Source organism: Janthinobacterium sp. OK676, assembly GCF_900103595.1.
GTDB lineage: Bacteria > Pseudomonadota > Gammaproteobacteria > Burkholderiales > Burkholderiaceae_D > Janthinobacterium.
This window is the reverse complement of sequence record NZ_FNHA01000005.1, coordinates 238,106-262,439: the sequence shown is the minus strand read 5'-3', so window position 1 is coordinate 262,439 and position 24,334 is coordinate 238,106. Positions and strand designations below refer to the sequence as shown.

At 62.3% G+C, this 24,334-nt stretch carries 24 protein-coding genes; 4 read left to right on the top strand and 20 right to left on the bottom strand.

Annotated elements, in window-relative coordinates:
* Positions 1-11: 11 nt before the first annotated feature.
* Positions 12-1,022 (bottom strand): substrate-binding domain-containing protein, encoded by a 1,011-nt coding sequence (locus BLU39_RS12645; RefSeq protein ID WP_092713431.1) that lies wholly within the window; start codon positions 1,020-1,022, stop codon positions 12-14.
* 442 nt (positions 1,023-1,464) lie between these two features.
* Between BLU39_RS12645 and BLU39_RS12640 the strand changes: the two genes are divergently transcribed.
* Positions 1,465-1,797, top strand: coding sequence for a hypothetical protein (locus BLU39_RS12640; RefSeq protein ID WP_070219120.1), 333 nt, complete (start codon positions 1,465-1,467; stop codon positions 1,795-1,797).
* 7 nt (positions 1,798-1,804) lie between these two features.
* Here BLU39_RS12640 and BLU39_RS12635 read toward each other — a convergent pair whose 3' ends face one another.
* Positions 1,805-2,848, bottom strand: a complete 1,044-nt coding sequence (locus tag BLU39_RS12635; protein WP_092713429.1) for an MBL fold metallo-hydrolase — start codon at positions 2,846-2,848, stop codon at positions 1,805-1,807.
* Positions 2,849-3,015: 167 nt separating this feature from the next.
* Between BLU39_RS12635 and BLU39_RS12630 the strand changes: the two genes are divergently transcribed.
* Entirely contained in the window at positions 3,016-3,639 is a 624-nt protein-coding gene (locus BLU39_RS12630; RefSeq protein WP_092713427.1) for a TetR/AcrR family transcriptional regulator, read from the top strand.
* Here the strand turns inward: BLU39_RS12630 and BLU39_RS12625 are convergent.
* Entirely contained in the window at positions 3,612-4,709 is a 1,098-nt protein-coding gene (locus BLU39_RS12625) for a beta propeller repeat protein (protein ID WP_092713651.1), read from the bottom strand. The two genes, BLU39_RS12630 and BLU39_RS12625, sit on opposite strands and share 28 nt — an antisense overlap.
* A 14-nt stretch (positions 4,710-4,723) precedes the next feature.
* A complete protein-coding gene (locus BLU39_RS12620; RefSeq protein WP_092713648.1) occupies positions 4,724-4,993 on the bottom strand; it encodes a ubiquitin family protein in 270 nt (89 codons plus the stop codon).
* A 104-nt stretch (positions 4,994-5,097) separates the two neighbouring features.
* Here BLU39_RS12620 and BLU39_RS12615 point away from each other — a divergent pair, with 104 nt between their 5' ends.
* Positions 5,098-5,409 (top strand): hypothetical protein, encoded by a 312-nt coding sequence (locus tag BLU39_RS12615; RefSeq protein WP_092713426.1) that lies wholly within the window; start codon positions 5,098-5,100, stop codon positions 5,407-5,409.
* A 1-nt stretch (position 5,410) separates the two neighbouring features.
* Here BLU39_RS12615 and BLU39_RS12610 read toward each other — a convergent pair whose 3' ends face one another.
* From BLU39_RS12610 to BLU39_RS12535, 16 genes are all read right to left on the bottom strand, one after another.
* Positions 5,411-5,713, bottom strand: coding sequence for a 2Fe-2S iron-sulfur cluster-binding protein (locus BLU39_RS12610; RefSeq protein WP_092713424.1), 303 nt, complete (start codon positions 5,711-5,713; stop codon positions 5,411-5,413).
* 9 nt (positions 5,714-5,722) lie between these two features.
* Positions 5,723-6,874, bottom strand: a complete 1,152-nt coding sequence (locus BLU39_RS12605; protein ID WP_254788962.1) for a Gfo/Idh/MocA family protein — start codon at positions 6,872-6,874, stop codon at positions 5,723-5,725.
* 9 nt (positions 6,875-6,883) lie between these two features.
* The gene (locus BLU39_RS12600; RefSeq protein ID WP_092713420.1) at positions 6,884-7,936 is read right to left on the bottom strand and encodes a sugar phosphate isomerase/epimerase family protein; all 1,053 of its coding nucleotides are present in this window, start codon (positions 7,934-7,936) and stop codon (positions 6,884-6,886) included.
* Between the two features lie 79 nt (positions 7,937-8,015).
* Entirely contained in the window at positions 8,016-8,978 is a 963-nt protein-coding gene (locus BLU39_RS12595; RefSeq protein ID WP_092713418.1) for a substrate-binding domain-containing protein, read from the bottom strand.
* 61 nt (positions 8,979-9,039) lie between these two features.
* Positions 9,040-10,047 carry an ABC transporter permease gene (locus BLU39_RS12590; protein WP_058049290.1) on the bottom strand — a complete coding sequence of 336 codons (1,008 nt, stop codon included), beginning with the start codon at positions 10,045-10,047 and terminating at the stop codon, positions 9,040-9,042.
* A complete protein-coding gene (locus BLU39_RS12585) occupies positions 10,028-11,515 on the bottom strand; it encodes a sugar ABC transporter ATP-binding protein (protein WP_092713416.1) in 1,488 nt (495 codons plus the stop codon). Before BLU39_RS12585 ends, BLU39_RS12590 begins: the two co-directional genes overlap by 20 nt.
* Positions 11,515-12,540, bottom strand: a complete 1,026-nt coding sequence (locus tag BLU39_RS12580; RefSeq protein WP_092713414.1) for a LacI family DNA-binding transcriptional regulator — start codon at positions 12,538-12,540, stop codon at positions 11,515-11,517. Before BLU39_RS12580 ends, BLU39_RS12585 begins: the two co-directional genes overlap by 1 nt.
* A 265-nt stretch (positions 12,541-12,805) precedes the next feature.
* Complete coding sequence (locus tag BLU39_RS12575) at positions 12,806-14,245, bottom strand: CsgG/HfaB family protein (protein ID WP_175539278.1); 1,440 nt, start codon at positions 14,243-14,245, stop codon at positions 12,806-12,808.
* A gap of 69 nt (positions 14,246-14,314) precedes the next feature.
* Entirely contained in the window at positions 14,315-14,929 is a 615-nt protein-coding gene (locus BLU39_RS12570) for a hypothetical protein (protein WP_092713410.1), read from the bottom strand.
* Positions 14,930-15,012: 83 nt separating this feature from the next.
* Positions 15,013-16,128 (bottom strand): hypothetical protein, encoded by a 1,116-nt coding sequence (locus BLU39_RS12565; RefSeq protein WP_139178247.1) that lies wholly within the window; start codon positions 16,126-16,128, stop codon positions 15,013-15,015.
* The gene (locus tag BLU39_RS12560) at positions 16,129-17,253 is read right to left on the bottom strand and encodes a hypothetical protein (protein ID WP_139178245.1); all 1,125 of its coding nucleotides are present in this window, start codon (positions 17,251-17,253) and stop codon (positions 16,129-16,131) included.
* Between the two features lie 246 nt (positions 17,254-17,499).
* Positions 17,500-18,414, bottom strand: coding sequence for a glycerophosphodiester phosphodiesterase (locus BLU39_RS12555; protein ID WP_092713404.1), 915 nt, complete (start codon positions 18,412-18,414; stop codon positions 17,500-17,502).
* Positions 18,389-20,029 carry a hypothetical protein gene (locus BLU39_RS12550; protein WP_232731266.1) on the bottom strand — a complete coding sequence of 547 codons (1,641 nt, stop codon included), beginning with the start codon at positions 20,027-20,029 and terminating at the stop codon, positions 18,389-18,391. Before BLU39_RS12550 ends, BLU39_RS12555 begins: the two co-directional genes overlap by 26 nt.
* Before the next feature lies 1 nt (position 20,030).
* Positions 20,031-20,897 carry a hypothetical protein gene (locus BLU39_RS12545; protein ID WP_092713402.1) on the bottom strand — a complete coding sequence of 289 codons (867 nt, stop codon included), beginning with the start codon at positions 20,895-20,897 and terminating at the stop codon, positions 20,031-20,033.
* Positions 20,898-20,924: 27 nt separating this feature from the next.
* Complete coding sequence (locus BLU39_RS12540; RefSeq protein ID WP_092713400.1) at positions 20,925-21,950, bottom strand: hypothetical protein; 1,026 nt, start codon at positions 21,948-21,950, stop codon at positions 20,925-20,927.
* On the bottom strand, positions 21,947-22,711 hold the full coding sequence (locus tag BLU39_RS12535; RefSeq protein ID WP_139178243.1) for a hypothetical protein: 765 nt from the start codon (positions 22,709-22,711) through the stop codon (positions 21,947-21,949). The genes BLU39_RS12540 and BLU39_RS12535 overlap by 4 nt, the downstream gene beginning before the upstream one ends.
* 176 nt (positions 22,712-22,887) lie before the next feature.
* Between BLU39_RS12535 and BLU39_RS12530 the strand changes: the two genes are divergently transcribed.
* On the top strand, positions 22,888-24,264 hold the full coding sequence (locus BLU39_RS12530) for a caspase family protein (RefSeq protein ID WP_092713396.1): 1,377 nt from the start codon (positions 22,888-22,890) through the stop codon (positions 24,262-24,264).
* Positions 24,265-24,334 lie beyond the last annotated feature (70 nt).

Here is a 24,334-nt window from a genome sequence, read left to right as displayed (position 1 = left end):
CTGCGTTTTTTTTATTCAGGGCAGCGCCCCACCGTCGCTCCCGGCAACAGCACCGGTTGCCAGATTTCCTGCAGCCGTTCCGGCGGCGTGCCGGCCAGCAGGGACTGCAGCATTTCGACCATCTTGGCGCCGGCGCGGCGCAGGTCGGGCTGGTCGATGGTGGTGACGTTGATGCCGATCAGGGTGTCTTCCACATTGCCCCAGACGATGACGGAGATTTCCTTGCCGATCTCGATGCCGGCATCCATCAGCGCGCGCACCACGCCCACGCCGGACAGATGGTTGTCGACGATGACGGCCGTGGGACGGGGCGAGCAGGCGAGCAATTGCTGCATCGCCTGGTAGCCGCTGCGGCGATCAAAGGTATTGTCGAGCAGATAGGCGGGATCGACCGGCAAGCCCGCTTGCGCCATACAGCGGATAAAGCTTTCCTTGCGCTCATAAGCAAAATGCAGATCCAGCGGCGCGCTCAGCAAGGCGATGCGCTGGTGGCCGTGCGCCGCCAGGAAAGACACGGCCAGGTCGATGCCCGTGTCGTTGTCGTAGTCAAAATAGGCATACGGCGCATCGATGCGCGTGCGGCCATTCGCCACAAAGGGAAAACCCACTTTCGACAGGTAGGCGATGCGCTCGTCGACCACCTTGGTGCGGCCCACCACCAGGCCATCGACCTGGCGTCCGCGCACCATGTTTTCATACGAAGGCTGTTCGTTCTGCGGCGACACGGGAGCGATGATCAAGCTCATCTTCGACGCTTCGACGGCGTCGGACATGCCATTGACCACGGAAAGAAAGACGCTGTCGCCCAGGTCGCTCGGCAGCAGGGGATAGATCATGCCCAGCACATTGGTGCGGCCGACGGCCAGGCTGCGCGCGAGCGGATTGGGCCGGTAGCCGACTTTCTTGGCGGCGGCCAGGACGATTTCACGGGTGCGGGAATTGACTTCCGGATAGCCGTTCAACGCCCTGCTGACTGTCGTTTTCGACATGCCGAGGGCAATTGCGAGGCTCTTGAGATTCATGTTAACTACCTGTCTGTGTGGCAAAAGAAACCAACTCTGACCGTCCATTATAGCCGAGAGCGCCAAACAGGCCGCGCATTAGCGGGCACAGACATGGTATAAAAACAACAATACATTGACTATCTAAAAAGCAACGTTTTAAATGTGAGCACTTGTGCCTCTCTACAGCACGGCGTCGCCGATGGCAGAGAAACAATGCTCTCAGGCGACAGCATGTGCTCACTTCGGCAATCACTTGCTCACCTTCGGCATGCCGCTTCGGGAACACAGGGCGCGCGCGATAGCCTTATCAAGAAAACATAATGACTGGAACTGTGCGAGAATTTGTCCTACTCTTGATTCAGGTAAAGGTTACCGCCAGGCATGTTGCGTCTGGTGCGGCACATGGCCTGGGCCTTCCCCCTTCCCTGTACGCCTGGACATACTTTCAAAGGTGAACAATGTGGTATCGCTAACGTCCGTCAACAACTTGCAAGCCTCGCTGGCCACGGCGCAGCGCAGGGTCGAACAAGGCCAGAACCAGGTGCAGCGCGACAGCGAACAGCTGGCGCAAAGCCGCCAGTTGCTGGCGCGGGAACAGGAATCGCTGAGCCAGACCCAACGCAGCAGCCAGCAAGCGCAGGCCGATGCCCCGGCCGCCATCAAGGCGCCGCAGCTGGACCAGGCGATCAAGGTGGCCGTGCCGCAACAAGCGGCCCCGGCCGCACCGAAAAGCACGCCCCAGCTGAACGGCTATGGCCAGACCCTGGGACGCCTGATCGACGTGACGGCCTGAGCCAGCGTTACCGCGCCATCTCTTCTTCCAGCATCGCCAGCCACCATTTTTCGCCTTTTTTCGGCTGCGCCAGGTCGACCGCTTCGCCCATTTGCGGCGTAGCCAGGTTCACGCCCTGCTTGGCCGCCAGCCCCGTGATGCGGTCGAACGGTTCGTGCCAGGCGTGCAGACCCAGGTCAAACGTGCCGTTGTGCACGGGCATGAGCCACTTTCCGCGCAAGTCCAGGTGGGCTTGCAGGGTTTCCTCAGGCTGCATGTGCACGTCCGGCCACAGCTTGTCGTAGGCGCCCGTCTCGATCATGGTCACGTCGAAGGGGCCGTACTTGTCGCCGATCTGCTTGAAACCGCCGAAATAGCCGGAGTCGCCGCTGAAAAACACGCGCACCTGGGGCGCATCGATGACCCACGAGGCCCACAAGGTTTGATTGCCGTCAAACAGGCCGCGCCCCGAGAAATGCTGCGACGGCGTGGCGACGAGTTTCACGCCGGCAATCGTCGTGCCTTGCCACCAGTCGAACTGCTGCACCTTTTCCTTCGGTACGCCCCATTCGACGAGGGTATCGCCCACGCCCAGCGGCGCGACGAAGTGCTCCGTCTTGGCGGCCAGTTGCAGCACGGCGGCATAGTCGAGGTGGTCGTAATGGTTGTGCGACAGGATGATGGCCTTGATCGGCGGCAAGTCGGCAATGCTGATGGGCGGCTGGTGGAAACGCTTCGGTCCCGCCCACTGCACCGGCGAGGCCCGTTCCGAAAACACGGGGTCGGTGAGGAAGAATTCATTGTTCAGTTTCAGCAGCAGGGTCGAATGGCCGAGGCGAAACAGGCTGTTGTCGGGCGCGGCCAGCAGCTGCGCCCGGGTCAAGGCTTGCACGGGCACGGCAGCGGCCGGCACCGTGCTGTCCGGTTTATCGAAAACAAACGTCCACAGCAGCTTGAGCGTCGCTGTCGTGCCCAGCTTGTACATTTCCACGGGGTTGCGGAACTTGCCTTCGTGGCGTTGAGGGGATTCAGCGGGCGCGGCAGGCGCGGCGCGCAAGGTGCAAGAACTCATGATGATCAGGACTCCCAGAAAGAAGAAACGACGTGCGGCTCGGTGCAAGTGCATATGTGGTCCGGCAAGGAATTAACAAGGATTAAATTACACTACACAGTGTAGTTCCTGTTTCAAGCAAAGTAAACCAGGAGGTGTAAAATATTGTTTTGAAAGGAGTTTTCGCCATGGTCTCTCTGCAACGCCTCACCGACCGCAAGCGCGTAGCCATCGTCGATGCCGCCATCGCCGAGTTTCGCGACCACGGTTTTGATGCGACCAGCATGGACAGGATCGCTGCCACGGCCGCCGTTTCCAAGCGCACCGTGTACAACCATTTCCCCAGCAAGGATGAGTTGTTCGCGGAAATCCTGCAGCGCATGTGGGAAAGCAGCGTGGCCCAGCCAGCCGTGCCCTATGTTGCCGACCAGCCGCTGCGGCCGCAAGTGCTGGCCCTGGTCGAGCAGAAAATGGAATTGCTGTGCGATCCGGCCTTCATCGACCTGGCACGCGTGATCTTTGGCGAAACCATCCACTCGCCCGAGCGCGCGCAAGCCATGGTGGCGCGCCTGAATGAGAAGGAAACGGGCTTGAATATCTGGATCCGCGCGGCGCAGCAGGACGGGCGCATCAAGGCGGGCGAGACCCTGGAAGTGGGGCATTTGCTGATGGCGCCGCTGAAGACCTTTGCCTTCTGGCCGCAGATCACCCTGGGCGAGCCTCTGCTGGGTCCGGCGCGCCGGCGCGAAGTGACGGAACTGGCCGTCGATATCTTCCTGTGCTACTACGGCGTGGCAAAACAGACGGCATAAACGGGCGGCAAATGGGCGGACAGCGTCTGCCAGTGTTCGCCCTCGTCGCCGGAATACCAGGCGCCGCCCGTCGTCGACGCCATCAATAAACTGCGCCCATCGTCGGCCAGCGCCAGCCCGTGGCGGTAGACGAGGTCGTAGCAATGCTGCTGCGGCAAGCCCGCGCGCAACACCTCGAACGTCTTCCCGCCATCGCGCGTGCGCGTGACGGCCAGCGCGCCATCCTGCGGGATGCGCAGCACGTCCGCCTGCGCCGGCACGAACCAGGCCGTACCGCCATCGCGCGGATGCACGGCCACGGCAAAGCCGAAATGCGACAGCGGCGCCGTCGTCACTTCCTGCCAGTGCCAGCCGGCATCGTCCGAACGCCAGATGCCGTTATGGTGCTGGCACCACAGCGCGTCCGGCGTGCCGGCGCTGCGCACGATGCGGTGCGGGTCTTGCACGGCTTCGTTTTCATCGAGCTCGGGCGGCATGTAGTCGGCGCGCATGCCCGTCGCGCTCAAGGCCCAGCTGGCGCCGCCATCGAGCGTTTGCCACACGCCGCCGCAGGACACGCCGACCAGCACTTTGTTACTGTCGCGCGGGTCGACGCAAATGCTGTGGATGCCAGGCACGTCGTAGCCGCCGCCAAACCACTGCGCCCGCTGCGGCACGTTCCACAAGGACTCCACCAGTTGCCAGCTCTCGCCGCGGTCGTTGGAACGGAACAGGCCGCCAGGCAAAGTCCCGGCCCACAGCACGCCGGGCTGGTCCGCGCCAGCGGCCGCCAGCGACCATATCTGCCGCAAGGTCCAGTCGACGGTATCCGTGCTGTCTTCCGGCTTGGCGGGATAGGCGGGCACGGCAACTTCCTGCCACGCGCTGGCGCCCGCGTCGAGGCGGTGCAGCTTGGCGCCGAAGTGACCCAGGTTCAGGGCCGCGTACAAGGCGCCGTCGCGGCCATCGTGCAGCAGCATGGAGACGGGATCGCCGGCAAACTGCACCAGCGCCAGCTGCCAGGCGCCGGCCGCATCGACATCGAACTGGAACAGCCCCTTGCGGGTGCCGAGATACGCGCGTTGCGCCATGCCTTGTCCCATGCTTAACCTCCAGAAAGTGCCTGCAAGATATACACCTGACTGTCGGGCAGCAAGGCGTCGTCCAGTGCGCGCCGCTCGCTGCAGCGCACCCCGTCGATGAAGATCACGACGTTGGCGCGCAACGCGCCCTGCTCGTCGAGCACGTAGCCGCGCAGGCGCGGATGCTGGACGAACGCGGCATCAAGGGCGGCGCGCAGCCGTGGCGCGGCCACGTCCACCGTGGGGACGTCGAGGAAACGTGCCAGCTGTTGGGTAAAATGCAAGTGCGCCATGCTGCCCTTCGACGTCATCGGCCTGGTGCTCATTCTAGTCCGATTCGCGGACGATACAATGGCGTATGTCCTAAAATACAGGCAAGCGCACAAGGAGGCCAGGCATGACGATTACCCCGGAAGAATTAGCGGTGCTGATGCAGGAAGTGGAAGTGGCCGACCCCATCGATTTTGCCGACCTGCCCTTCAACGAGCAGGAATTGCGCGGCCTGATCGCCAACCACCTGTGCGAGATGGCCGACGCCATGGAAAGTTTTACGCCGGAAGACCGCAACCTGGCCTTGCTGGCCGTGGCGGCCAAGCTGGTGCTGGAAAACCTCGTCTTGCACGTGCAACTGCTGCGCCGCCACGGTTTACCCGTGAGCGACAGCGTGGATGCGCTGCTGCAGCGTCTCAAGGGCGGCAAGCCAACGTGAATCAGGTGCCCGTGCGCACGGCCCGCGCCTGCACGGTGAGATCGCTTTCGGCCACGGCCACGCAAGGCAGGATATAGCCGTCGAGCCGTTCATCGGGGCTGATGCCGGGCCAGTCCACCGTGTAGCGCACTTTTCCCTCTGGCATGTGACAGAGGCACGTGCGGCAAGTGCCATTGCGGCAGGAACTGAGCAGGCGGATGCCGGCCAGCTCGGCGGCGGCCAGGATGGTCGTACCCGCTTCGGTCGGGAATTGCCAGCCTTGCGGGACGATGGTGATGGTAAAGGTGGTCAGGGGCGCGCTCATGCGCCCAGTTTAACAGTCCGCCAGCGCCGTCCAGCTCGCGCCCGCCGCATGGCTGCGCAGCACGGCTTCGGCAAAGGCCAGGCCCGCCACGCCATCGGTGACCGTCGGCAGCCAGCTCGCTTCCCTGGGCACGGACAAGCCCGCTTGCAGGGCGCGGATGGCCAGGGCCGCATCCAGATACAGCTGGGCGAACGCTTCCAGATAGCCTTCTGGATGGCCGGCCGGCACGCGCGTGGCGTGGCGCGCGGCCGCGCTGTCGACGCGTCCCGGGCGCAACAGCTGGCGGTTGCCGCCCTGCGGCGTACACCACAGTTCATTCGGCTGTTCCTGGTCGAAATCGAGCTGCGCCTTGCTGCCGAACAGGCGCAGGCGCACCGTGTTTTCGCAACCGGTCGCCACCTGGCTGGCCCACAAGGTACCCTTGGCCCCATTCGCGTAGCGCAGCATCACCTGCACGTGGTCGTCCAGGGTACGGTTCGGTACAAACGTCGACAGTTCCGCCAGCACGGATTGCGGCGTCAATCCGCTGACGAACTGCGCCAGGTGGTACGCGTGCAGCCCCACGTCGAGCAAAGTGCCGCCGGGACCGGCCTTGTGCGGATCGTTATGCCAGTTGCCTTCGCTCATGCCGCCAGCCGCGATGGCATCGGCCAGCCAGTCCTGCGAATACTCGACTTGCACGAGGCGCAGCTCGCCAATCTCGCCCGCCTCGACCATCGCTTTCGCATGGCGCAGCAGCGGGTAGCCGCTGTAGGTATGCGTGAGCGCAAACAGCAAATTTTTGCGTTGCGCCAGCGCCGCCAGCGCCTGCCCCTCCGCCAGAGAGATGCCCAGCGGCTTGTCGCAGATCACGTGGATGCCAGCTTCCATGAACGCCGTGGCGACGGGCGCATGCAAGTGATTCGGCGTGACGATGGCCACGGCCTCGATGCCGTCCACCCTGGCGGCCTCCGCCTGCGCCATGGCGCGGTAATCGCTGTAGCAGCGCTCCGGCGCCAGGTGCAGCGCGGCGCCGCTGTCGCACGCGCGCTGCGGGTCGGACGACAGGGCGCCCGCCACCAGTTCATACTGGTCGTCGATGCGCGCCGCGATGCGGTGCACGGCGCCGATGAATGCGCCCTGCCCGCCCCCTACCATGCCCAGCCGTAAGCGTCGCTGCATGTCGTTTCCTTAGCTCAAGCCGAGCAAATGATTGATTTGATGTTGATCCACCGCGCTGCCGGCGAAATCGTCGAACGCGCGTTCAGCCACGTGGATGATGTGCTCGCGGATGAAACGCGCCCCTTCGGCCGCCCCATCTTCCGGGTGCTTCAGACAGCATTCCCATTCCAGCACGGCCCAACCGGGAAAGTCGTACTGCGCCATCTTCGAAAAGATCGCCTTGAAATCGATCTGTCCGTCGCCCAGCGAACGGAAGCGCCCGGCGCGGTCTTGCCAGTCGGCATAGCCGCCATACACGCCCTGGCGCCCGTTCGGCCTGAATTCCGCGTCTTTTACATGGAAGGCCTTGATGCGCGCGTGATAGATGTCGATGAATGCCAGGTAATCGAGCTGCTGCAGCACGAAGTGGCTGGGGTCGTACAGAATCGACGCGCGCGGGTGGTCGTTGACGGCGGCCAGAAAGCGCTCGAAGGTCACGCCGTCATGCAAGTCCTCGCCCGGATGCAGTTCATAGCAAAGGTCGACGCCGGCGGCATCGAAGGCGTCGAGGATGGGCAGCCAGCGTTTCGCCAGTTCCGCGAACGCCGTCTCCACCAGGCCGGCAGGCCGCTGCGGCCACGGGTACAGATACGGCCAGGCCAGCGCGCCGGAAAACGTCACATGCGCCTTGAGGCCCAGGCGCTGCGAAGCGGTAGCCGCCCACAGCAGTTGCTGCGTGGCCCAGGCCGTGCGCGCAGCCGAGTCGCCACGCACATGCTCGGGCGCAAAGCCGTCGAACAGCGCATCGTAGGCGGGATGCACGGCGATCAGCTGGCCCTGCAGATGCGTCGACAATTCCGTCACCTGCAAACCGTGGCGCGCCAGCAGGGCGACCACGTCGTCGCAGTACTGCTGGCTGGCCGCCGCCTGTTCCAGGTCGAACAGGCGCGGTGCCGTGGGCAGCTGCAAGCCCTTGTAACCGAGGCCGGCTGCCCATTGCGCCAGGTGCTCGAGCGAGTCGAACGGCGCTTCATCGCCGAGAAACTGGGCCAGGAAAATGGCCGGGCCCTGGATGGTTTTCATGTCTATGTCCTGTTAACCCAAACCGAAACCCGGGGTCGTACCCTGAGGGTACGACCCCAGCCCTTGTTTTGGGGTGTCGTTAAAAAGGCGAGTTCGGAAAGTAGAATTGCTTGGCGTTCTCGCGCGTGATCAGCACCGATGGGATGATCGTATTGGCCGGCAATTTATCACCTTTCAGGCGCGCTTCTGTCGTCAGCTTGATGGCGTCGTACATGAACTTGGGCGAGTAGGACACGTCGGCCACGATCAGCGGGTCGGAACCGTCCATGATCTTTTTCACGGCGCCCTTCGCGCCCGCGCCGCCGAACACTTGCTTGATGTCCGTGCGCTTCGCTTGCGCGATGGCTTTCTGTACGCCGATGGCCATGTCGTCATCGGCGGCCCAGACGGCGTCGATCTGCTTGAAGCGCGTCAGGTAATCCTGCATGACCTTGAACGCGTCGTCGCGGTTCCAGTTGCCATACTTGGCATCCAGGATCTTGATCTCGGGATGGCCCTTCATGACGGCACTGAATGCATCGTAGCGCTCGTTGTCCAGGGTGGTCGGCATGCCGCGCAGCACGACGATATTGCCCTTGCCATTCAGGCTTTTCGCCAGGTATTCGGCCGGCAGCTTGCCAAACGCCGTGTTGTCGCCGGCGATGTAGGCATCCTGCGACTGGGTGTTCGTCAAGCCACGGTCGACTACGGTGACGTAGACGCCCTTGTTTTTCACTTGCGCCACGGGCTGCGTCAGCGAGGCCGATTCGATGGGGAAGATCACCAGGGTGTTGATCTTGTTGACCGTCAACATGTCCTGCAACTGGTTCGCCTGCTCGGGCGCCGTGGCGGCCGTCTTGACGATGATTTTCACGCCCGGATGGGCTTTTTCCAGTTCCGCCTTGGCCTGGTTCGCCCACCAGACGATGCCGGAAGTAAAGCTGTGCGTGGCCGTGGGGATGGCCACGCCCACCACCAATTTCTCGGCGGCCTGCGCCGGCCCCATCGCCCACGCCTGCATCACCAGCACTGCCATCCCTGCTACCCGTATAAAGCTCTTCATGCTACTCTCCTCCAAGGTTGTGGGCGCCCGTTGGCTGCCCTTTCAGAACGCCGCTGTGTTTTTATTTGCGGCCTCGCTGCAGGAAGGCGACGGCGATGATCACCACGCCTTGCACTGCGGCATTCAGGTAGACACTGATGATGCTGGTCAAATTCAGGATATTGCTGATCACGGACAAGAGGATGGCGCCGATCACGGTGCCGACGATGCGCCCCTCTCCTCCTTTCAGCGCCGTGCCGCCCACGACGACGGCGGCAATGGCTTCGAGTTCCCACAGCAAGCCCGTCGTCGGCGTGGCCGAGCCCAGGCGCGGCACGTACAGCACCGTGGCGATGCCCACGCACACGCCCAAGAGCATGTAGGTGGCGATTTTTACGCGATCTACATTGATGGCCGCATAGCGCGCCACTTGTTCGTTGGAACCAATCGCCTGCACGTGACGGCCAAACGTCGTGCGGTTGAGGATGATGGCGCCGGCCGCGGCGACGAATAAAAAGATCCAGATCGGTATCGGCGCGCCCAGCACGCTCGTGTAGTAGACGGGGCTGTACAGCTCGGACAGGGTGGCGTCCAGGGTCAGCGCGCCGCCATCGGCCAAGTAGGTGAGTACGGCGCGGAAGATGCCCAGCGTGCCCAGGGTCACGATGAACGGTTCGATATTGCCCTTGCTGATCAACAAGCCATGCATCAGGCCAAAACCGGCGCCCAGGACGAGGGCCATGGCGATGCCCAGCACCAGCATGGTGATCGGCGCCAGGTCGCCGCCCGCGCCTTGCGCCAGCGCATTCATGAAATAGATCATGCAGCCGGCGATCAGGGCCGCCATGGAGCCGACCGATAAATCGATGCCGCCCGAGATAATCACGAAGGTCATGCCAACGGCGATGATGCCGATGAAGGCCGTGCGCGTGAGCACGTTCATCAGGTTGTCGAGGGTGGCGAAGTCGCCATTGAGCAAGGTGCCCGCGATGCACAGGGCCAGCAGGCCCAGCACGGGGCCAAAGCCCTTGATGCGCGCGCCAAATTGGGCCAGGGGGGATACGCTCGTATCAGTGCGTGCCGGTTGCATGGGCAATCAACTCCTCTTCGGTCAGGTGGTCAGCAGACAGGGTGGCTTGCAAGGTGCCGGCGCGCATCACGGCGACCCGGTGGCACAGGCCAATCAATTCGATCAGTTCGGATGAAATCACGATCACGGCGCGCCCTTCGGCGGCCAGGCGGTGGATCAAAAAGTAAATGTCGCGCTTGGCGCCCACGTCCACGCCGCGGCTCGGTTCATCGAGCACGACGACACGCGGGTCCGAATGCAGGTATTTCGCCAGCGCCAGCTTTTGCTGGTTGCCGCCGGACAGCATGCGCGCGCGGCTGTCCAGGTCGCCCGTGCGGATATTGAAATCCCCGACGGCCTTGGCCAGCGCCGCCTTTTCCCCGGCCACATCGAGCCACGGCCGCGCGTAGCGCTCCATCGTCATCATCGTGAGGTTTTCGCGCAAGCCCAGGTTGACGTGCAAGCCCTTGCCCTTGCGGTCTTCGCTCAGATAGGTCATGCCGTGCTGCATGGCTTGCTTGGGGGTACGGATATCCACCGGCCGGCCATTGAGTTCGATCGTGCCCGCGCTGCGCGGACGCAAGCCCAACAAGGCCTCGAACGATTCCGTGCGCCCCGCGCCCACCAGGCCCGCAAAGCCCAGCACTTCACCGGCGCGCACCTCGAACGACAGCTCTTTCGCCCAGCCGGGCACGCACAAGCCCTCCACTTTCAGCAACACAGGAGCGTCTTTCGCCAGCGCCACCTTGACCGGGAACATGTCCGACAATTCGCGCCCCACCATCAGGTTCGCCATCTGCTGGCGCGTGAGGCTGGCCGTCGGCTCGCGCGTGACGAAACGCCCGTCGCGCATGACGATGACCTCGTCCGTGTTGCGCTCGACTTCATCGAGCTTGTGCGAGATATACAAAATCGTCACGCCGTCCGCTTTCAGCTGGGCCATCACGGCGAACAAACGCTGCGTCTCCGACGACGTCAGGGTGGCGGTCGGCTCATCCATGATCAGGAAACGGGCGCGGCGCGACAGGGCCTTGGCGATTTCCACCAGCTGCTTCTCGGCGACGATGAGGTCGCGGATCTTCGTGTCGGGCGACACGTCCAGGCCCACCTGTTTCAGATAGCGCGACGCTTCCTCGCGCATGGCGGCCTCGTCCAGCAGCCAGCCGCGCGTCTTTTCGTGGCCGAGGAACATGTTCTGCGCCACCGTCAGGTGTTCGGCCAGGTTGAATTCCTGGTGGATCAGCACGATGCCGGCGGACTCCGCCGCGCGCGAACTGGCAAAGCGCTGGGGCTGGCCATCGATCAGCAGCTGGCCTTCGCTCACGCCTTCGTAGCCGGCGAGGATTTTCATCAGGGTCGACTTGCCGGCGCCATTTTCACCCAGCAAGCCATACACGCGCCCCGGCGACAAGGTAAAACTGACGCCATGCAAGACGCGCACGGGGCCGAAATCCTTGCAGACCCCCTCGAAACCGACGGCAACGCTCACTATGCACTCCCTCGCAGAATTAATTGGTGTTGCAGCAGCACGCCCGGCACTTGGGCCGCCGGGTCCGCCAGGCGTTGCAGCAATAATCGCGCCGCCGTCTCGCCCAGCTCGCGCATCGGCTGGGCGATCGTGGTCAAGCCGGGGTCGATCTGCGCGGCGATGGCGATATCGTCGAAACCGATGACGGCCACGTCTTCGGGCACGCGTTTGTTCAGCTGGCGCAGCGCGCTCAAGACGCCAATGGCCAGGGTGTCGGACACGGCAAAGATGGCCGTCGGTGCGTCGGGCTGCGCCATCATCCGCAAAGTGGCGGCCGTGCCCGCTTCGTAATCGAGGCTTTGCACCGTGTGCACCCACTGCGGCTGCACGGGCAGGCCGGCCGCCGCCAGGGTATCCAGATAGCCTTGCTGGCGTTGCCGCGCGTACAGATAGCGTTCATCGGAGTTGATCAACCCGATGCGCGTATGGCCGCGCGACAGCAGATGGGCGACGGCGTCCGAGGCGGCCCGGTGGTTGTCGATGCCGACATAGGGCACGGCCACGGCGGGGTCGAATTCGCAGCAGGCCACCCATGGCAGGCTGACGGATTCATGCGACAAGGCATGTTGCACCGTGTCCGGGTCGAGGCAGATGGCGCCGTCGGCGCGGTGCATGCGCAGCAAGTCGAAATACGAGCGCTCGCGGCCGGCATCGGCGCCCGTATCGCACAGCAGCACGAAGTAACCGTGTTCGCGCGCCACCGTATCGATGCCGCGCACGATCTGCGCATAGAAGGGGTTGCCCACGTCGGGCACCATGGTCAAGAGCATGCGGCTCTCGGCCGTGCGCAGGCTGCGCGCCAGGTGGTTCATGCGGTAGCCGAGCGCGGCGACCGACGCCAGTACCTTGTCGCGCGTGGGCGCCCGCACGCCCGCCTGCTCGTTCATCACGCGCGAGACGGTAGCCACCGACACGCCCGCATGCGCGGCGACGGCGCTGATGGAGACGGTTTCTGTCGGCAAAGGAGAAGGAAGGGTTGCAGGCATGGCGCTTTTCAAGCAAATGTAATCGATTACATTTATAAGCCAGCGCGCCGCGCGATGCAAACATTATCGATGCTGCGATGCGCAAAAAAAGGCCCTGTGCTGGCCACCATCAATACATATTTTCGGGGCTGGAGCGTCAGTGCTGCGGGGCAAAATGGCTTATCAGGGGAGAAATGGGCACCGACAATATCTGCTCGGTACCCAAGCCATGACCCAACGACATAGATCAGGGGTAACTTGCCTGGATCCGCTGGGCCGTAGGGACTTACCAGTCCTTGTCGCCACCAACCGCAGTGGCATTTTTGGCGGCAGCGGCGGATGTACTGCGTTTCACTTCGGTTTTCACTGGCGCCACTACAGGCTCAGTCTTGACGATGGCCTTCTCTACCGGTGCCGCTTCCCGCACCTGCAGCGCGCCTGCGGCGATGCCATCGAGTTTGATTTTGACGTTTTCCAGGACGCCATACGACAAGTTCGGCGCCACGCGCTCGATACGGACCTCGCAGCACAGTTTTTCCATATTGCCCAGTGACTGGCCGGTTTGCGGATCCTTGATCTCCTTGCCTTGCTGATACACACGATAGCGGCCGTTTTCCACCACGGCGTTACCACCCTGGCTCAACACAACGTTGTCGCCATCGCGCTCAACGATGGAAATGGGAAAAGTGCGCAGCAGGATAGCCTCGGTAGCCTGTTTGACGATCGCGGCCTGCATGTTCTTCAGCGTCTGGCTCTCATTGAAGTTACTGCCCAGGGTCGTGGCGGCAATCGCTGGCGGCTCACCACGCAGGGTGGTCGATTGCAGGATCTGTCGCGTAGCCAGATTGATCATGCGTTGCGAGACCGACCAGGCACCGGCATAGGACACCAGTTCGCGGTCCGAGGTCTGCAGCTTGCGTGCATGACGCTGGTAAGCGAATTCATTGACCACGCCAACCCACACCAGATCCGCGCTCAGCGCCTGTCCCAGCTTGGCAAGGTCGGTACTCGGGGAATTACCCGAGGTAATCATATTCAATTCATCCTGCAACTCGCTTTCAAACTGGCGATCTAGCACGGTAAAGCGGCCCGTTTGCGACAAGGCGTCAATGATCTGCTGGCGGATCGGCGCCAGTACTTCCTGCGCCGGCACCGCGCGTCCGCCAATGTTGAAGCTGACTTGCTCGCTGCGCAGCGGCGCCACGACGATCTTAATCTTGCCACTATCGGCTGGCGCCTTGAATTTGGCAATGCGCGCTTCGATCTCCACCTTGTAAAGACCGCCCTTGGAAAACGGCGATGCCACGTCAACCACCTTGAACGAGGACACCACGCCCTTCGATTGACTGATGATCTGCTCGGCAAATGCCTGGCCCTGCATGGTCGCTTTCATACTGGCGCTCCCCGAACCGGCCGTCGAATCGACATCGAGCGTTGCCGTCACTTGCTCAAACATACTCGCATTGCTTGAATTGGCTTGCACCGCGGCACCATTGACTTGCATGATGGCCAGCTTGAGCGCGTCATTGAGCGCGGCACCGGGCGAAATGCCGCTGCCGGTTGCCGTTGTAATGACTTGCTCAACCTGTCCGACGTCAGGTGTCTGCGTCAGCTTAGGCGCGCTTGACGCAACAGACGGCTGCGCAGCTTTCTCGCCGCAGCCAGCCAAGCCCAGGGCGATACTCAGCAGTATGGCCGGCATACCGGATTTCATTGTGATCTTCATAGGCAATTCCATTGTCCAAAAAAAAGGGCGAACCAGTCGCCCTGCTATCTTTCCTATCCCGTTCTTGACTTACAGCAATGCCGTCGCGTCGCTGGCTTCTTTTGGCAGCGGAATATTATTGTTCTTGGCAAAATCAATCGCCACTTTCAAGGTGCTGCCGACGGCCTTGATCGACGACGGCAGGTTTTGCGCGATAAACAGGGCCGAATTGGCCGACGCGCCCAGTGCGGTGACCGATGGCTTGAAGCTGCCGACATCCTTGCTCATGCCGACGTACTGGATCACGCCTTTCGACAGATCAATCAGTCCTTCCGTGAAGCGCTGCTTGCTCGCATCATCCATGGCTACTTTCTTGCCCTTCATTTGTTCTTCCAGCAGTTTGCTGTTTTCGCTTTGCATCTTGCTCGCACCTTGGAGGCTATCCTTGGTGGCGCCCTCGGTCAGGTTCTGCGCTTCCAAGGCGGCCTTGTCCGACTGTTCCTTCAAACCAAACGCGGCCAGCATGGTGGCATCGGCTTTCATGACGCTTTGCGTACCGCCGACATATTTCTTGACGATCTGCTCGGCTGTAACTCCCTTGCCGCCGCCCAGCGCACCGGACAGGCCACCGAATTGAGCCGATGCCAGGCTCGAAACTGCCAACAGGGTCGCACCCAACAATGCGGAAATACGGATATGCTTCATGACTTGCCTTTTTATAAGAAGAATGGGAAACAGTCGAGGAAATGGAAGATGCGGGCGTTCGACCTGCCGCCCGCACCGGTATGTCAATACACGCCAGCAGCGCTCAAGCGGCTGATAATTTCCTTGGCCGCCAGTGCAGATGCGTCCTTCAAAGCTTTGGTCTGGGCTGTCGCATTGTCCGCACCAAGGCCAAAATACTGCACCGGTGGCACGGCCGCCACTTCACGCGGCAATGCGCCACGCAAATCGAGTACACGGCCGGTGACCGATACCACGACGCGCTGCAAGCCGGTCGCTTCATCGGTCGCGGCAGGATTGACGTCAAAAGTGGCCAATGCCAGCAGAGGCACATTCGCTTTGCGCAAGGCGGCAACGATGGAACGCATGGTCGCGGGTGCCAAATCATTACCTTTGGAGAAATCTTTATTCACTGACGGAATGTCCTTGTCACCGAGTACGAAGTCAGGATCGGCGACCAGATACCCTGCTTGCGAAAACACGCTCGTCACGGCCGTCTTCTGATTGGCCAGCGAAAACACGCGGTAATCGGTTTCATCAGCCTTGCGTACGGTGCTGCCACCCGTTTCGACCTTGATAGTCTGCTTGAGGGCAACGTTTTCATTCCGGCGCACGGTGGCACTGGTGGCGACGGCGCCGCCGCTCAGCGATTCGCCTTCGCGGCCGTTCACGCTGCCGGTCGTTTTCACGCTGCCGTCAAGGGTCAACTCGGCACGCTTGACGACACGTTCATCAAATGCCTTGACGCTGGCCACTTCGCGGCCGACAAAGACATACACCATCTGCGATTTTTCCCCGTTCGATACCCGACCAGTGGCACTGGCGCCTTTCAGGGTATTTCTCAGTTTCGCCACATTGAGTTCCGCACGCACTGCCACGGAATATTTGCGCAGGCTGGTCTGATCCTGCTCATTCAGGACAACAGTACTGAGCAAGAATTTATCCAGATTGGCTTCAATTTTCCCCTGGATCGCTTCAAAATTTTCCGATTCCGCTTCGCCGCTTTCAGCGAAATAACGTTCTATCGCCGCCATTTGCGCCTTCTGATAAGCCATTTCCTTGTCAGCATCCGTCAGCATGGCCGCATATTTCACCGTCGCCGCGCCTTTTATCTGAATAACCTGGGAAAAGCATGGGCCGACCAAAAACAAGCCCAGGCAAAACAACATTAATTTTTTCATCTATTTACTCGCCTTTAATATCACCCGAGTTGCCTCGAGTTGTTTTCCAATATCCTTGGCTCCTGCCGCGGTCTGTATCCATTTCATGTCGCCACCTTCAAATGCGGCGGTCAACTTTAAAAACAGACCACGCAAGGCATCCTGATAGGCCGCAAAATCATCGGAACCGATGCGGCCGGCAGGAACAATTGCTGTTTCGCCATTTTTCAAGTCAGTATTCAGAAAATCTGAATTGAGCAACGGTTCGGAAAACTGAACGTGCGCATATGCACCGTAAACATACGATATAGCGACAGCCGTTTCCGCCGCTTTAATCTTGGCGAACTTATTCAGAGTGATATCAAAAACATAATCACCCTCCCCCACGCGCAAATCGACGTCATCACCATTCTCGAGCCGCAGAGACATGCGTCCCAAGGCATCACCCGCCTTGGTGGGCAGTAGCGGTACGCCTGCCTTGGCGGACAGCACCGAAGCAAAAGCATCGACCACCATGCTTTCCATGAGTTGTGGCTGAGTGCGAAGTACCTCTGGCATGACCGCCAGCGCTTCAGGTGCCACCTTGGCACGCCGGATCTGGATCGTGCGCTGGCCTGGGGTCGGCAAGGTCGCGTGCGACAGGCGATCCAGATATTGCGTCACCAAGCCCTTGCCCTCTTCCTTCAACAATAACTGTTCGATGAATCCGCGAATACGTGCCGCATCGGGTGCGTCCGGCGTGGCATCAAACAGGGCGGCATTGACGGGATAGCTGCGCACCACGGTCTTGCTCTTGTAATCGAATATCAGAGCATCGCCACGCAAATTGACAAAGGTTTTGTAATAACTACCAAAATTCTCCGTCAACACCGTTTCACCGGTCAGCACCAGTACTGTAATCAATGCCTGATCACTTTTTTTGAGATTAACGAGAGAGGATGGCGGCAACAGGCTGAAGGCGGGATTGACCACTTTGCCACTACGGTCGTGAATAATACGCGAAAGGTTCTGGCCCGAATTCTCGGCACGCAGACGCATATATACTTGATGGGAATATGGGAAACGAACGCCGGCCGTGGCGGAATCACCGGAAAATGCAAATCCGGCTACCGCTATATCAGCTGCATAAGCTGGGATCGCAAGCAAGAAAAAAATCAGCTGAAATGACAGAACTGCAGATATCTTAGATTTCGACCACACAAACCAACCCCTATTGCCTCATGGAAATAGCATAAATTGTAACTTATTTTTCATCAAGCAATCAAAAGTATTTTTTCCAACTTATTACGTTTGTTGTAAATTCCGACGTTCCGTGATTTGCCGAGAATAAACCACAGAATATCTGGCTATTTTTTTAAAAAGCGGTGCAATAAACATCAAGACCGCCTTCCATTAATTTTTCATCATCGCACAAAACGTCTCGGGATTACCATCAAGAATGACGCCGCTGGGCAACCTGTGGTTGCGCTGCTGGGCACGCAGCAAGGACGCGGCCAGGGCCGAGTCGCCATCGACGGCGTAGACGAAGACGGGCATGCTCAGGCTGGCCGCATCGCTGAGCAAATTCGGATTGGCGTCCAGGCTGCGCGCATCGACGTGCACGCCCGTGGGCATGCCGATCTGCTGCTGCACGCGCTGCAGCCACGGCTTGTCCAGCTTGGGCGGGCGGGCGTTTTTCGCGATGTAGCGGCTGATCCGGTTGGCACCGGCCGCCTGCGCATTGCGCGCGTCAAACACGAGCAGGCCCAGATAACCCTGCGGATCGGCGCGGCGCGCGCAAACGAGGTTGTTCGGCACGCCCGACGTCAAGAACCAGTTGCCGTGCTTGATGTTCGCGCGCAACTGCCCCACCAGGGTGGCGATCGGCGCGCACGACGACACGACATCCTTGATTTCCGCGTTCAGGGTTTTAGCCGGAAAGGCCGTGGCCAGGTCGGCGATGTCGGTCACAAAAGGCGGCGTTTCCGGCGTGGCCACGCCACGGTTCTTCATGCTGGCGGCGCGCCAGTCGTCGGCCGTCAACTGCTTCACGGTGCGGGGCGAGCCCGTGTCGACGACCCTGCCCGTCAGCAGGTCGTGGTGCACGACCCAGTTGCCGTCGCCGAGCAGCTGCAAGTCCGTCTCGACGCCGTCCCAGGTGCCGAAATACGTGTTGCGCAGCGCGCTCAGCGAGTTTTCCGGCGCATTGCCGGCGCCACGGTGGGCGTGCACCTTCATGCCCAGGCAGTCCGCATGCACGGCCGTGCTGGCCAAGCTGAGCAGCAAGGCCAGTGCGGCCGCCTTATTTTTTTTCTGGGTGATAGCCATATTCAATTCCCTGCAAAACGTTGGTGCGGATCGCTTCGTTGACGGGATAGCTGTAACCCTGCCCCACCGCCACGACGTGCGTGATATTGGCCAGCAAGCCCTTGCCGGCGATTTGCCAGCGCGTGCTGTCATCGGCGGCCTGGCGGTTCCAGTCCAGCATCTGGCGGAACAGCTCGCTCTTCGTGACATTATTGTCCGAGAGGGTAAAGATGCCCCAGATTCCCAGGAAGGCGCTGGCCAGCACGCCCGTGGCAATCCAGGCGGAACGGCGGCTCAGCTGGCCATCGGCGCCCGCCTGCTCGCCGCGCCGTGCCGCCAGCACCAGCAAGCCCACCGTGGCGATCAGGTACAGCAGTTTCGAGAAGTGGCCGATGGCGCCCAGCAAGGAGAAAAACAGGGCGACGGGCGGCACGATGGCCGCGCGCGCCGCCTCCTTGCCCTCTTCAAAGTACTTGCCGCCCACTTCGAAGTCGTTGCGGCTGGCGCGGTATTCCACGAGCTTTTCCGCCGTCTGGCGCGCGGCGAACTGGTCGAACAGACGGCTGAACTCGGCCGGACTCGCATACGCATCCTGCACCACGGCGCCTTTCGGCAAACGCAAACCCTTGCTCGCTTCGCTGCCGTCGCCGCCGTCCGGCCCGTCGCGCAGCACAGCCTGGATGCCGGGGCGCGCCACAAAGGCGGCAAAGGACAAGCCGGGCGGAATGCGGTCGCCCTTGATGTGCAAGCCCTTGCTGGCCGCTTCCGACGCATAGCGGCGCTTGACGGCCAGGCGGAACGATAACTGGTCGGCCGGGTGCCAGTTGGCCGATACGGGCACTTTCTTGCGCACATTGTTGACGACGGCCGCCTTGCGCCGCGCCGGCACGGAATGCGGTTGCCAGCCATGGCGCGACAGGCTTTGCCGGTAATCGTTCCACGCCGTTTCCTGCTGCTGGCGCAAGCCCGCATCGTCGTCGGGAATGATGCCCGAATACAGTTTCCACTTGTCGCGCACTTCGTCAATCGCCTGCTGGTATTTTTTATAGTAACCGGCAGCGCCACCGGCGATCTTGCGCACGTTGAAATTGATCAACTGCTCCTTGGCCGGCTCCATGCGCTCATCGAGGTGGCCCACCGAGACGGCCAGGAAAGGAAACAGCGCAAGAAAAGCCTTGCCTTCGGGCTTGGCAAACAGGGTGGCATCATCGACCAGGCCCTGCAATTGCAGGCTGCCGCCCACCAGCGAGCGCTGCATCAGGGTCGTGTTGAAGGCCAGGCGACGAAATTGCGCATCGCGCGTTTCGACCAGCACCGTGACCGTGGTTTTCAGAATGCCGAACACGACCGCCGCCGTGGCGACGCAGCAAAAGAGGATCTTTTTCCAGCTGGGGCCGCTGCCATTGTTCTTCAGGCGGCGGCGCCACATCAGTTGCAGCACCACCAGCGCGGCGGCGATGCCCGACAGGCTGCGGCCATAGAATTCCACGCCCTCCACGTCCTGCGGCTTGACGTCGCCGCCCACCACGTCGAGCAGGCGGGCATTGAAGCCCAGCTCGAAGCACAGGTAAATGATCGTCAGGACGATCAGGATCAAGGTCTGCCGGATCTGCAGACTGCGCAAGCTCGCGGCCATCTTATTTCCTCAAATCGATGACGACGGGCTTGATCTCTTCGGCCTGGAAGATCATCGGCGCCGCCGGAGCGGCCGCTGCGGCACGCGGCGCGGGCAGGCTGATGGCGGCGGGCGTTGCCGCCTTGGCCGCAGTGTCCTGGCGGCGCGGCCTGGCGCTGGCGCGGCTGCCCGTTTTCGACGTGGCGGCAGGCGCCGGAGCCGATGTCGGGGCCGGCGGCGCCGGGATCACGCGGCCGCTGTCGTTGCCAGCCGGCATAGTGGCGATGGCAGGACCCGTGCCGCGCAAGGCGTCGTCGGCAAACGGCTGGGCGCGCGTATCGACGCCGGGCGGCACGGCCACGCTGGCGTTGAGCAGGCGGTTTTCCGTGTAGATCATGCGCGACAGGCGGTTGTAGTTGGGGAAGTCGATATTCAGCGATTTGCCATCGGCCGCCACGTCCACGCGGGGGCGATCCTTGCAATTGCCGACCGTCCACTGCAGCACGTCCGTGCCCTGGAAAGCCAGCACTTCATAGCGGTAGGCACAGCCGCGCTCCTGCGTTTCCACGATCACCACGGTGCGCTCGCCCACGTTTTCCACCCTCGCCACGCGGGCCGTGATGGCGTTGGCCAGCGGCACGACGCGAAACGCCTGCGACAACTTGATCGAATACTTGCCCTGCGGATCCTTGCGCAAGGTCCCTTCCGTGCCGTCGCGCAGGCGGAAGGTGGAAATTGGCGTACCGAACAGCTCGGCCGTATCGAGGCCCATCAACACGCCGCCACGGCCGTTCGGCGTCATGGCGCAGCCCGTCAACAGGACGCCGGCAGCCACGCCAGCGATCAATGTGCGCCAGTGCGCGGATGCAAAATTCTTATACGTTGTCATGCTTGATAACTTTCTCTTATTTCTGGGTCAGGGATTGATGACGGCCAGCGGATTGCCCGGTCCCGGTGGCGGCAAGACTTTCTGGCGGTTGCGCGACAGCACGGTGAAGGCGCCCAGGGTGTCCGGTCCGGCGACGATTTCCAGCTGCTCGCGCTGCAGCCAGGTGCGGATTTCCGCCTCCGTTGCCTCGGCGCGGAACAGCACGCGCGTGCGCACGCCCGTCTCGACGCCGCTGCCGCCGCTGCGGAATTCCCCATTGCCGACGACGGCGCCCTCTTTCGGCAGGAACAGCCACGCCGATTGCACCACCATCACGCTGGCGGCCACGGCCGTGACGATCTTCAGCCAGCGATTGGCATTGGCCGCCCGCACCGGCGCCGTCACCTGAGGCGCGGCGGCATCGGCCGAAGCGATCTGCAACTGCTGCAGCCCCTGGCGCAGCAGTTGCCGGTAGGCCACGCGGCCATCCTTGCCCAGCTCGCTCGACAAGGGCGTGCCCGTCAGCGCATAGTCGCCGCCGGGCAAGGCCACCCGGGCGATCACGCCGGGCGCGGCCGTGGCGGCATTCGCGCGGCCATGCAGCTCCAGCCAGCGTGCCGCCTGCAGGCGCTCCTGGCTGAACACGCCCAGGCAGGCGCCCAGGTCCGTCACGGCCAGGGTCACGGGCATGTCGCACAGCACCAGGCCCGCGCGCGGATCGGCGGGCGCGTCGCGCTCCTCAACGACGAGGCCGCAGGCGTCCGCATACGCCGTGTCCGGCGTGACGAGCCAGCCGCGCCAGCGCTGCCGCGTGCTGTCCCAGGCGTCGAGCAGCACGGCGCCAAAGCCGGGACGGCGCGCCAGCAGGTGAATCTGTCCACCGGCGATGGGCCGCCCGGCCAGCGGTGCCGCGTCGCTGCGGCGCTCGAAACGCTGCAGCAGGTGTTCCGGCACGGCGATGCCGCGCCAGTCGGGGGTAGTACCCGCCACCTCGTCGTCCAGCAATTCGGCGGAAGACGGGGGCGACGGCAGGCGCGCGGCAACGATGGCCAGCGAGGGCGTCAATGCAGTCATGCCGATGGCCTTTCATCAGGGTTCGGGTGGGTGGACACAGGGTCCATGTGCAGGGATAACGCGGCCACGCACAAGATATCCAAAACTATTTGCGCCGCCTGCATATCGCGCGCGGCCAAGGCGTCCCCGACGCGCAGCTTGAGCAGGTTCAAGACCCAGCTGCCCAGTAAGGTGGCGCGGTGGGCCGGCTCGACGATCTGGCGGCCCGCGCTGGCGGGATCACCCTTCTGCCTGTGCACCAGGCCTAATTTTCCGCCGTGGTAATGCGCGGAAGCGATCTGCTCGGCCAATTCCTTGACGGGCATGCCGCCGCAGCCGCAATGGCGCAGCAGCAAGATCAAATCGTGCGGCAAGGTGGTGATGAACACGTCGGCCGCTTCACGCACGTGCTGCGGCGTGAGCTGGTAGTCGCGCAGCGGTTCCGCATAGGCGTCGGGCGCGCGCAAGTCGCAGCCTTCTTGCGCATCGGCATCTTCGTCATCGCGCTGCTTGCGCAACTGGTCGATGATGAAGCGCTTGAAGTACAAAAACAGGGCGCCGATGTGGTGGGGGACCGCGTCGCTGTCGCCGTGCAGGACTTTTTCAATGAAGAACTGGTGGCGCAAGTCGGCCAGCGAGTCGCCCAGCGACGCCGCCTCGCGCGGACGGCATGGGGTCAGCGCAGCGATGACGCGCTGGTAAAATTCGCCCAGTTCGCCTTGTGTCAGTTGCTGGCGGCGGGTCCAGAAAGCATGAATCCGTTCAAATTGTTCCGATTGCAAAGCCGGTCCGATCGTGTGTTGGGCGGCACGCGCCACTGGCCGGCGACGATGCACGCCGTGCGCTGGCCAGACAAGAGAAACTTGTCAGTAAGGTAAAATGCATTTAAGCAATTTTCTCATATCAGAGTAAAAATCGCTAACTTTTGTTACTCCAACGACAATTCCACCAGACACCGATGCGCCGCTTATTCCTCCTGTTGTTGACCACCTTGTTTTTGCTGAACAGCAACGCCACGCAAGCCGCCAGCGGCCCCGGCAAGCGCATCGCCCTCGTGATCGGCAACGCGGCCTATCCGCAGCCTCTATTGAATCCCGTGAACGATGCGCGCGCCATGGCCGAGCGCCTGCGCCGGCTGGGCTTTGAAGTGCTGTTGCGCACAGACATCAATGCGCAACAGCTGCAAAAGGCGTCGGCCGAGTTTTCCACGCAGGCACGCGGCGCCGATATCGCCCTCGTGTTTTACGCGGGCCACGGCGCCCAGGCGGGCGAAGCGAACTATGTGCTGCCGCTGGGCGCGAACATGAATGCGCTGAGCGCCGCCGCCATCGCCGCGCAGGGCGTGTCCGTTTCCAGCCTGGCCGGCGATTTGCAGCGCACGGGCGCGCGCGGCGCCGTGCTGATCCTTGACGCTTGCCGCCAGGAATATACTCGGGGCGGCGCCGTGGTGGTCCCCGGCGGCAACGCGGCCAGCCACGGCTTTGCCGACACGCAAGCGCCACGCGGCGTGGTGATCGCCTATTCGGCCGGGCCTGGCGCACTGGCACGCGACTTCTGGTCGCCCGATTCACGCAACAGCCCCTACACGAGCGCCCTGCTCGATGCGCTTGATGCACCGGGCTTGCCCATGAGCGACGTGTTTTCGCAAGTGGCGGCCAGGGTTGCCGCCATGACGCACGACGTGCAAAAGCCCCGTGTGTCGTTCGGCGAAACGTCGGCGCGCCTGGTGCTGAACATGGGCAGCGGCAAGGGCGTCAGCCAGGCCGCGCCGGGCGTGCTGGCAGGGGCGCAAGGCCAGGGCGGCGTGCGTGCGCCTGCCCCAGCGGTGGAAAAGCCAGCCGCAGCCGGCGCCAAGGTATGGCCGGGCAATGTGCTGCAAGACATCAACTATGAAATCCGCATGCAGATCGCGGCCCGTCCATTTCCCCGCCAGCAGCTGGAAAAGCGCGCACGCGGCGGCGATCTGGTGGCGCTGACGGCCCTCGGCTATGGCATCGGCGGCGGCGACGCCGACGTCAAGCAGCCGAAGGCGGGCATGCAGTGGCTGGAAAAAGCGGCCGCGAAAGACTTTCCCATCGCTCAGACCTATCTGGCGGAATTGCTGATGGTCAAGGGCGATCCCGCGTCCCTGAAACGGGCGGGCGCACTGCTGGATGCCGCCTCGCAGGCAGGCTACAGCCCCGCCCATGCGTATAAATTCGACCTGGCCCGGCGCACGGGCGCGCCTCCGCAGGATGCGGCCCGGCATTTGCAGGACGCTTTCATGGGCTTGATGAAGGATTACCAGGGCGCCGCCAAGGACATGATGCAGCCGCCAAAAAATAATTCAAAATAATTTTAGATTTCCCTGAACTGCCCCCGTTATCCGTGGGTACATGCAATAGAGCATGACAGTGACCAGGGAA

Excerpts from the sequence above, each read along its gene's own strand:
- BLU39_RS12575 (WP_175539278.1), bottom strand. The coding sequence starts at position 14,245 with ATGAAGATCACAATGAAATCCGGTATGCCGGCCATACTGCTGAGTATC.
- BLU39_RS12545 (WP_092713402.1), bottom strand. The coding sequence starts at position 20,897 with ATGACAACGTATAAGAATTTTGCATCCGCGCACTGGCGCACATTGATC.
- BLU39_RS12635 (WP_092713429.1), bottom strand. The coding sequence starts at position 2,848 with ATGAGTTCTTGCACCTTGCGCGCCGCGCCTGCCGCGCCCGCTGAATCC.
- BLU39_RS12590 (WP_058049290.1), bottom strand. The coding sequence starts at position 10,047 with ATGCAACCGGCACGCACTGATACGAGCGTATCCCCCCTGGCCCAATTT.
- BLU39_RS12530 (WP_092713396.1), top strand. The coding sequence starts at position 22,888 with ATGCGCCGCTTATTCCTCCTGTTGTTGACCACCTTGTTTTTGCTGAAC.
- BLU39_RS12570 (WP_092713410.1), bottom strand. The coding sequence starts at position 14,929 with ATGAAGCATATCCGTATTTCCGCATTGTTGGGTGCGACCCTGTTGGCA.
- BLU39_RS12610 (WP_092713424.1), bottom strand. The coding sequence starts at position 5,713 with ATGAGCGCGCCCCTGACCACCTTTACCATCACCATCGTCCCGCAAGGC.
- BLU39_RS12580 (WP_092713414.1), bottom strand. The coding sequence starts at position 12,540 with ATGCCTGCAACCCTTCCTTCTCCTTTGCCGACAGAAACCGTCTCCATC.
- BLU39_RS12540 (WP_092713400.1), bottom strand. The coding sequence starts at position 21,950 with ATGACTGCATTGACGCCCTCGCTGGCCATCGTTGCCGCGCGCCTGCCG.
- BLU39_RS12600 (WP_092713420.1), bottom strand. The coding sequence starts at position 7,936 with ATGAAAACCATCCAGGGCCCGGCCATTTTCCTGGCCCAGTTTCTCGGC.
- BLU39_RS12565 (WP_139178247.1), bottom strand. The coding sequence starts at position 16,128 with ATGAAAAAATTAATGTTGTTTTGCCTGGGCTTGTTTTTGGTCGGCCCA.
- BLU39_RS12605 (WP_254788962.1), bottom strand. The coding sequence starts at position 6,874 with ATGCAGCGACGCTTACGGCTGGGCATGGTAGGGGGCGGGCAGGGCGCA.
- BLU39_RS12555 (WP_092713404.1), bottom strand. The coding sequence starts at position 18,414 with ATGGCTATCACCCAGAAAAAAAATAAGGCGGCCGCACTGGCCTTGCTG.
- BLU39_RS12630 (WP_092713427.1), top strand. The coding sequence starts at position 3,016 with ATGGTCTCTCTGCAACGCCTCACCGACCGCAAGCGCGTAGCCATCGTC.
- BLU39_RS12645 (WP_092713431.1), bottom strand. The coding sequence starts at position 1,022 with ATGAATCTCAAGAGCCTCGCAATTGCCCTCGGCATGTCGAAAACGACA.
- BLU39_RS12550 (WP_232731266.1), bottom strand. The coding sequence starts at position 20,029 with ATGGCCGCGAGCTTGCGCAGTCTGCAGATCCGGCAGACCTTGATCCTG.
- BLU39_RS12615 (WP_092713426.1), top strand. The coding sequence starts at position 5,098 with ATGACGATTACCCCGGAAGAATTAGCGGTGCTGATGCAGGAAGTGGAA.
- BLU39_RS12595 (WP_092713418.1), bottom strand. The coding sequence starts at position 8,978 with ATGAAGAGCTTTATACGGGTAGCAGGGATGGCAGTGCTGGTGATGCAG.
- BLU39_RS12625 (WP_092713651.1), bottom strand. The coding sequence starts at position 4,709 with ATGGCGCAACGCGCGTATCTCGGCACCCGCAAGGGGCTGTTCCAGTTC.
- BLU39_RS12620 (WP_092713648.1), bottom strand. The coding sequence starts at position 4,993 with ATGGCGCACTTGCATTTTACCCAACAGCTGGCACGTTTCCTCGACGTC.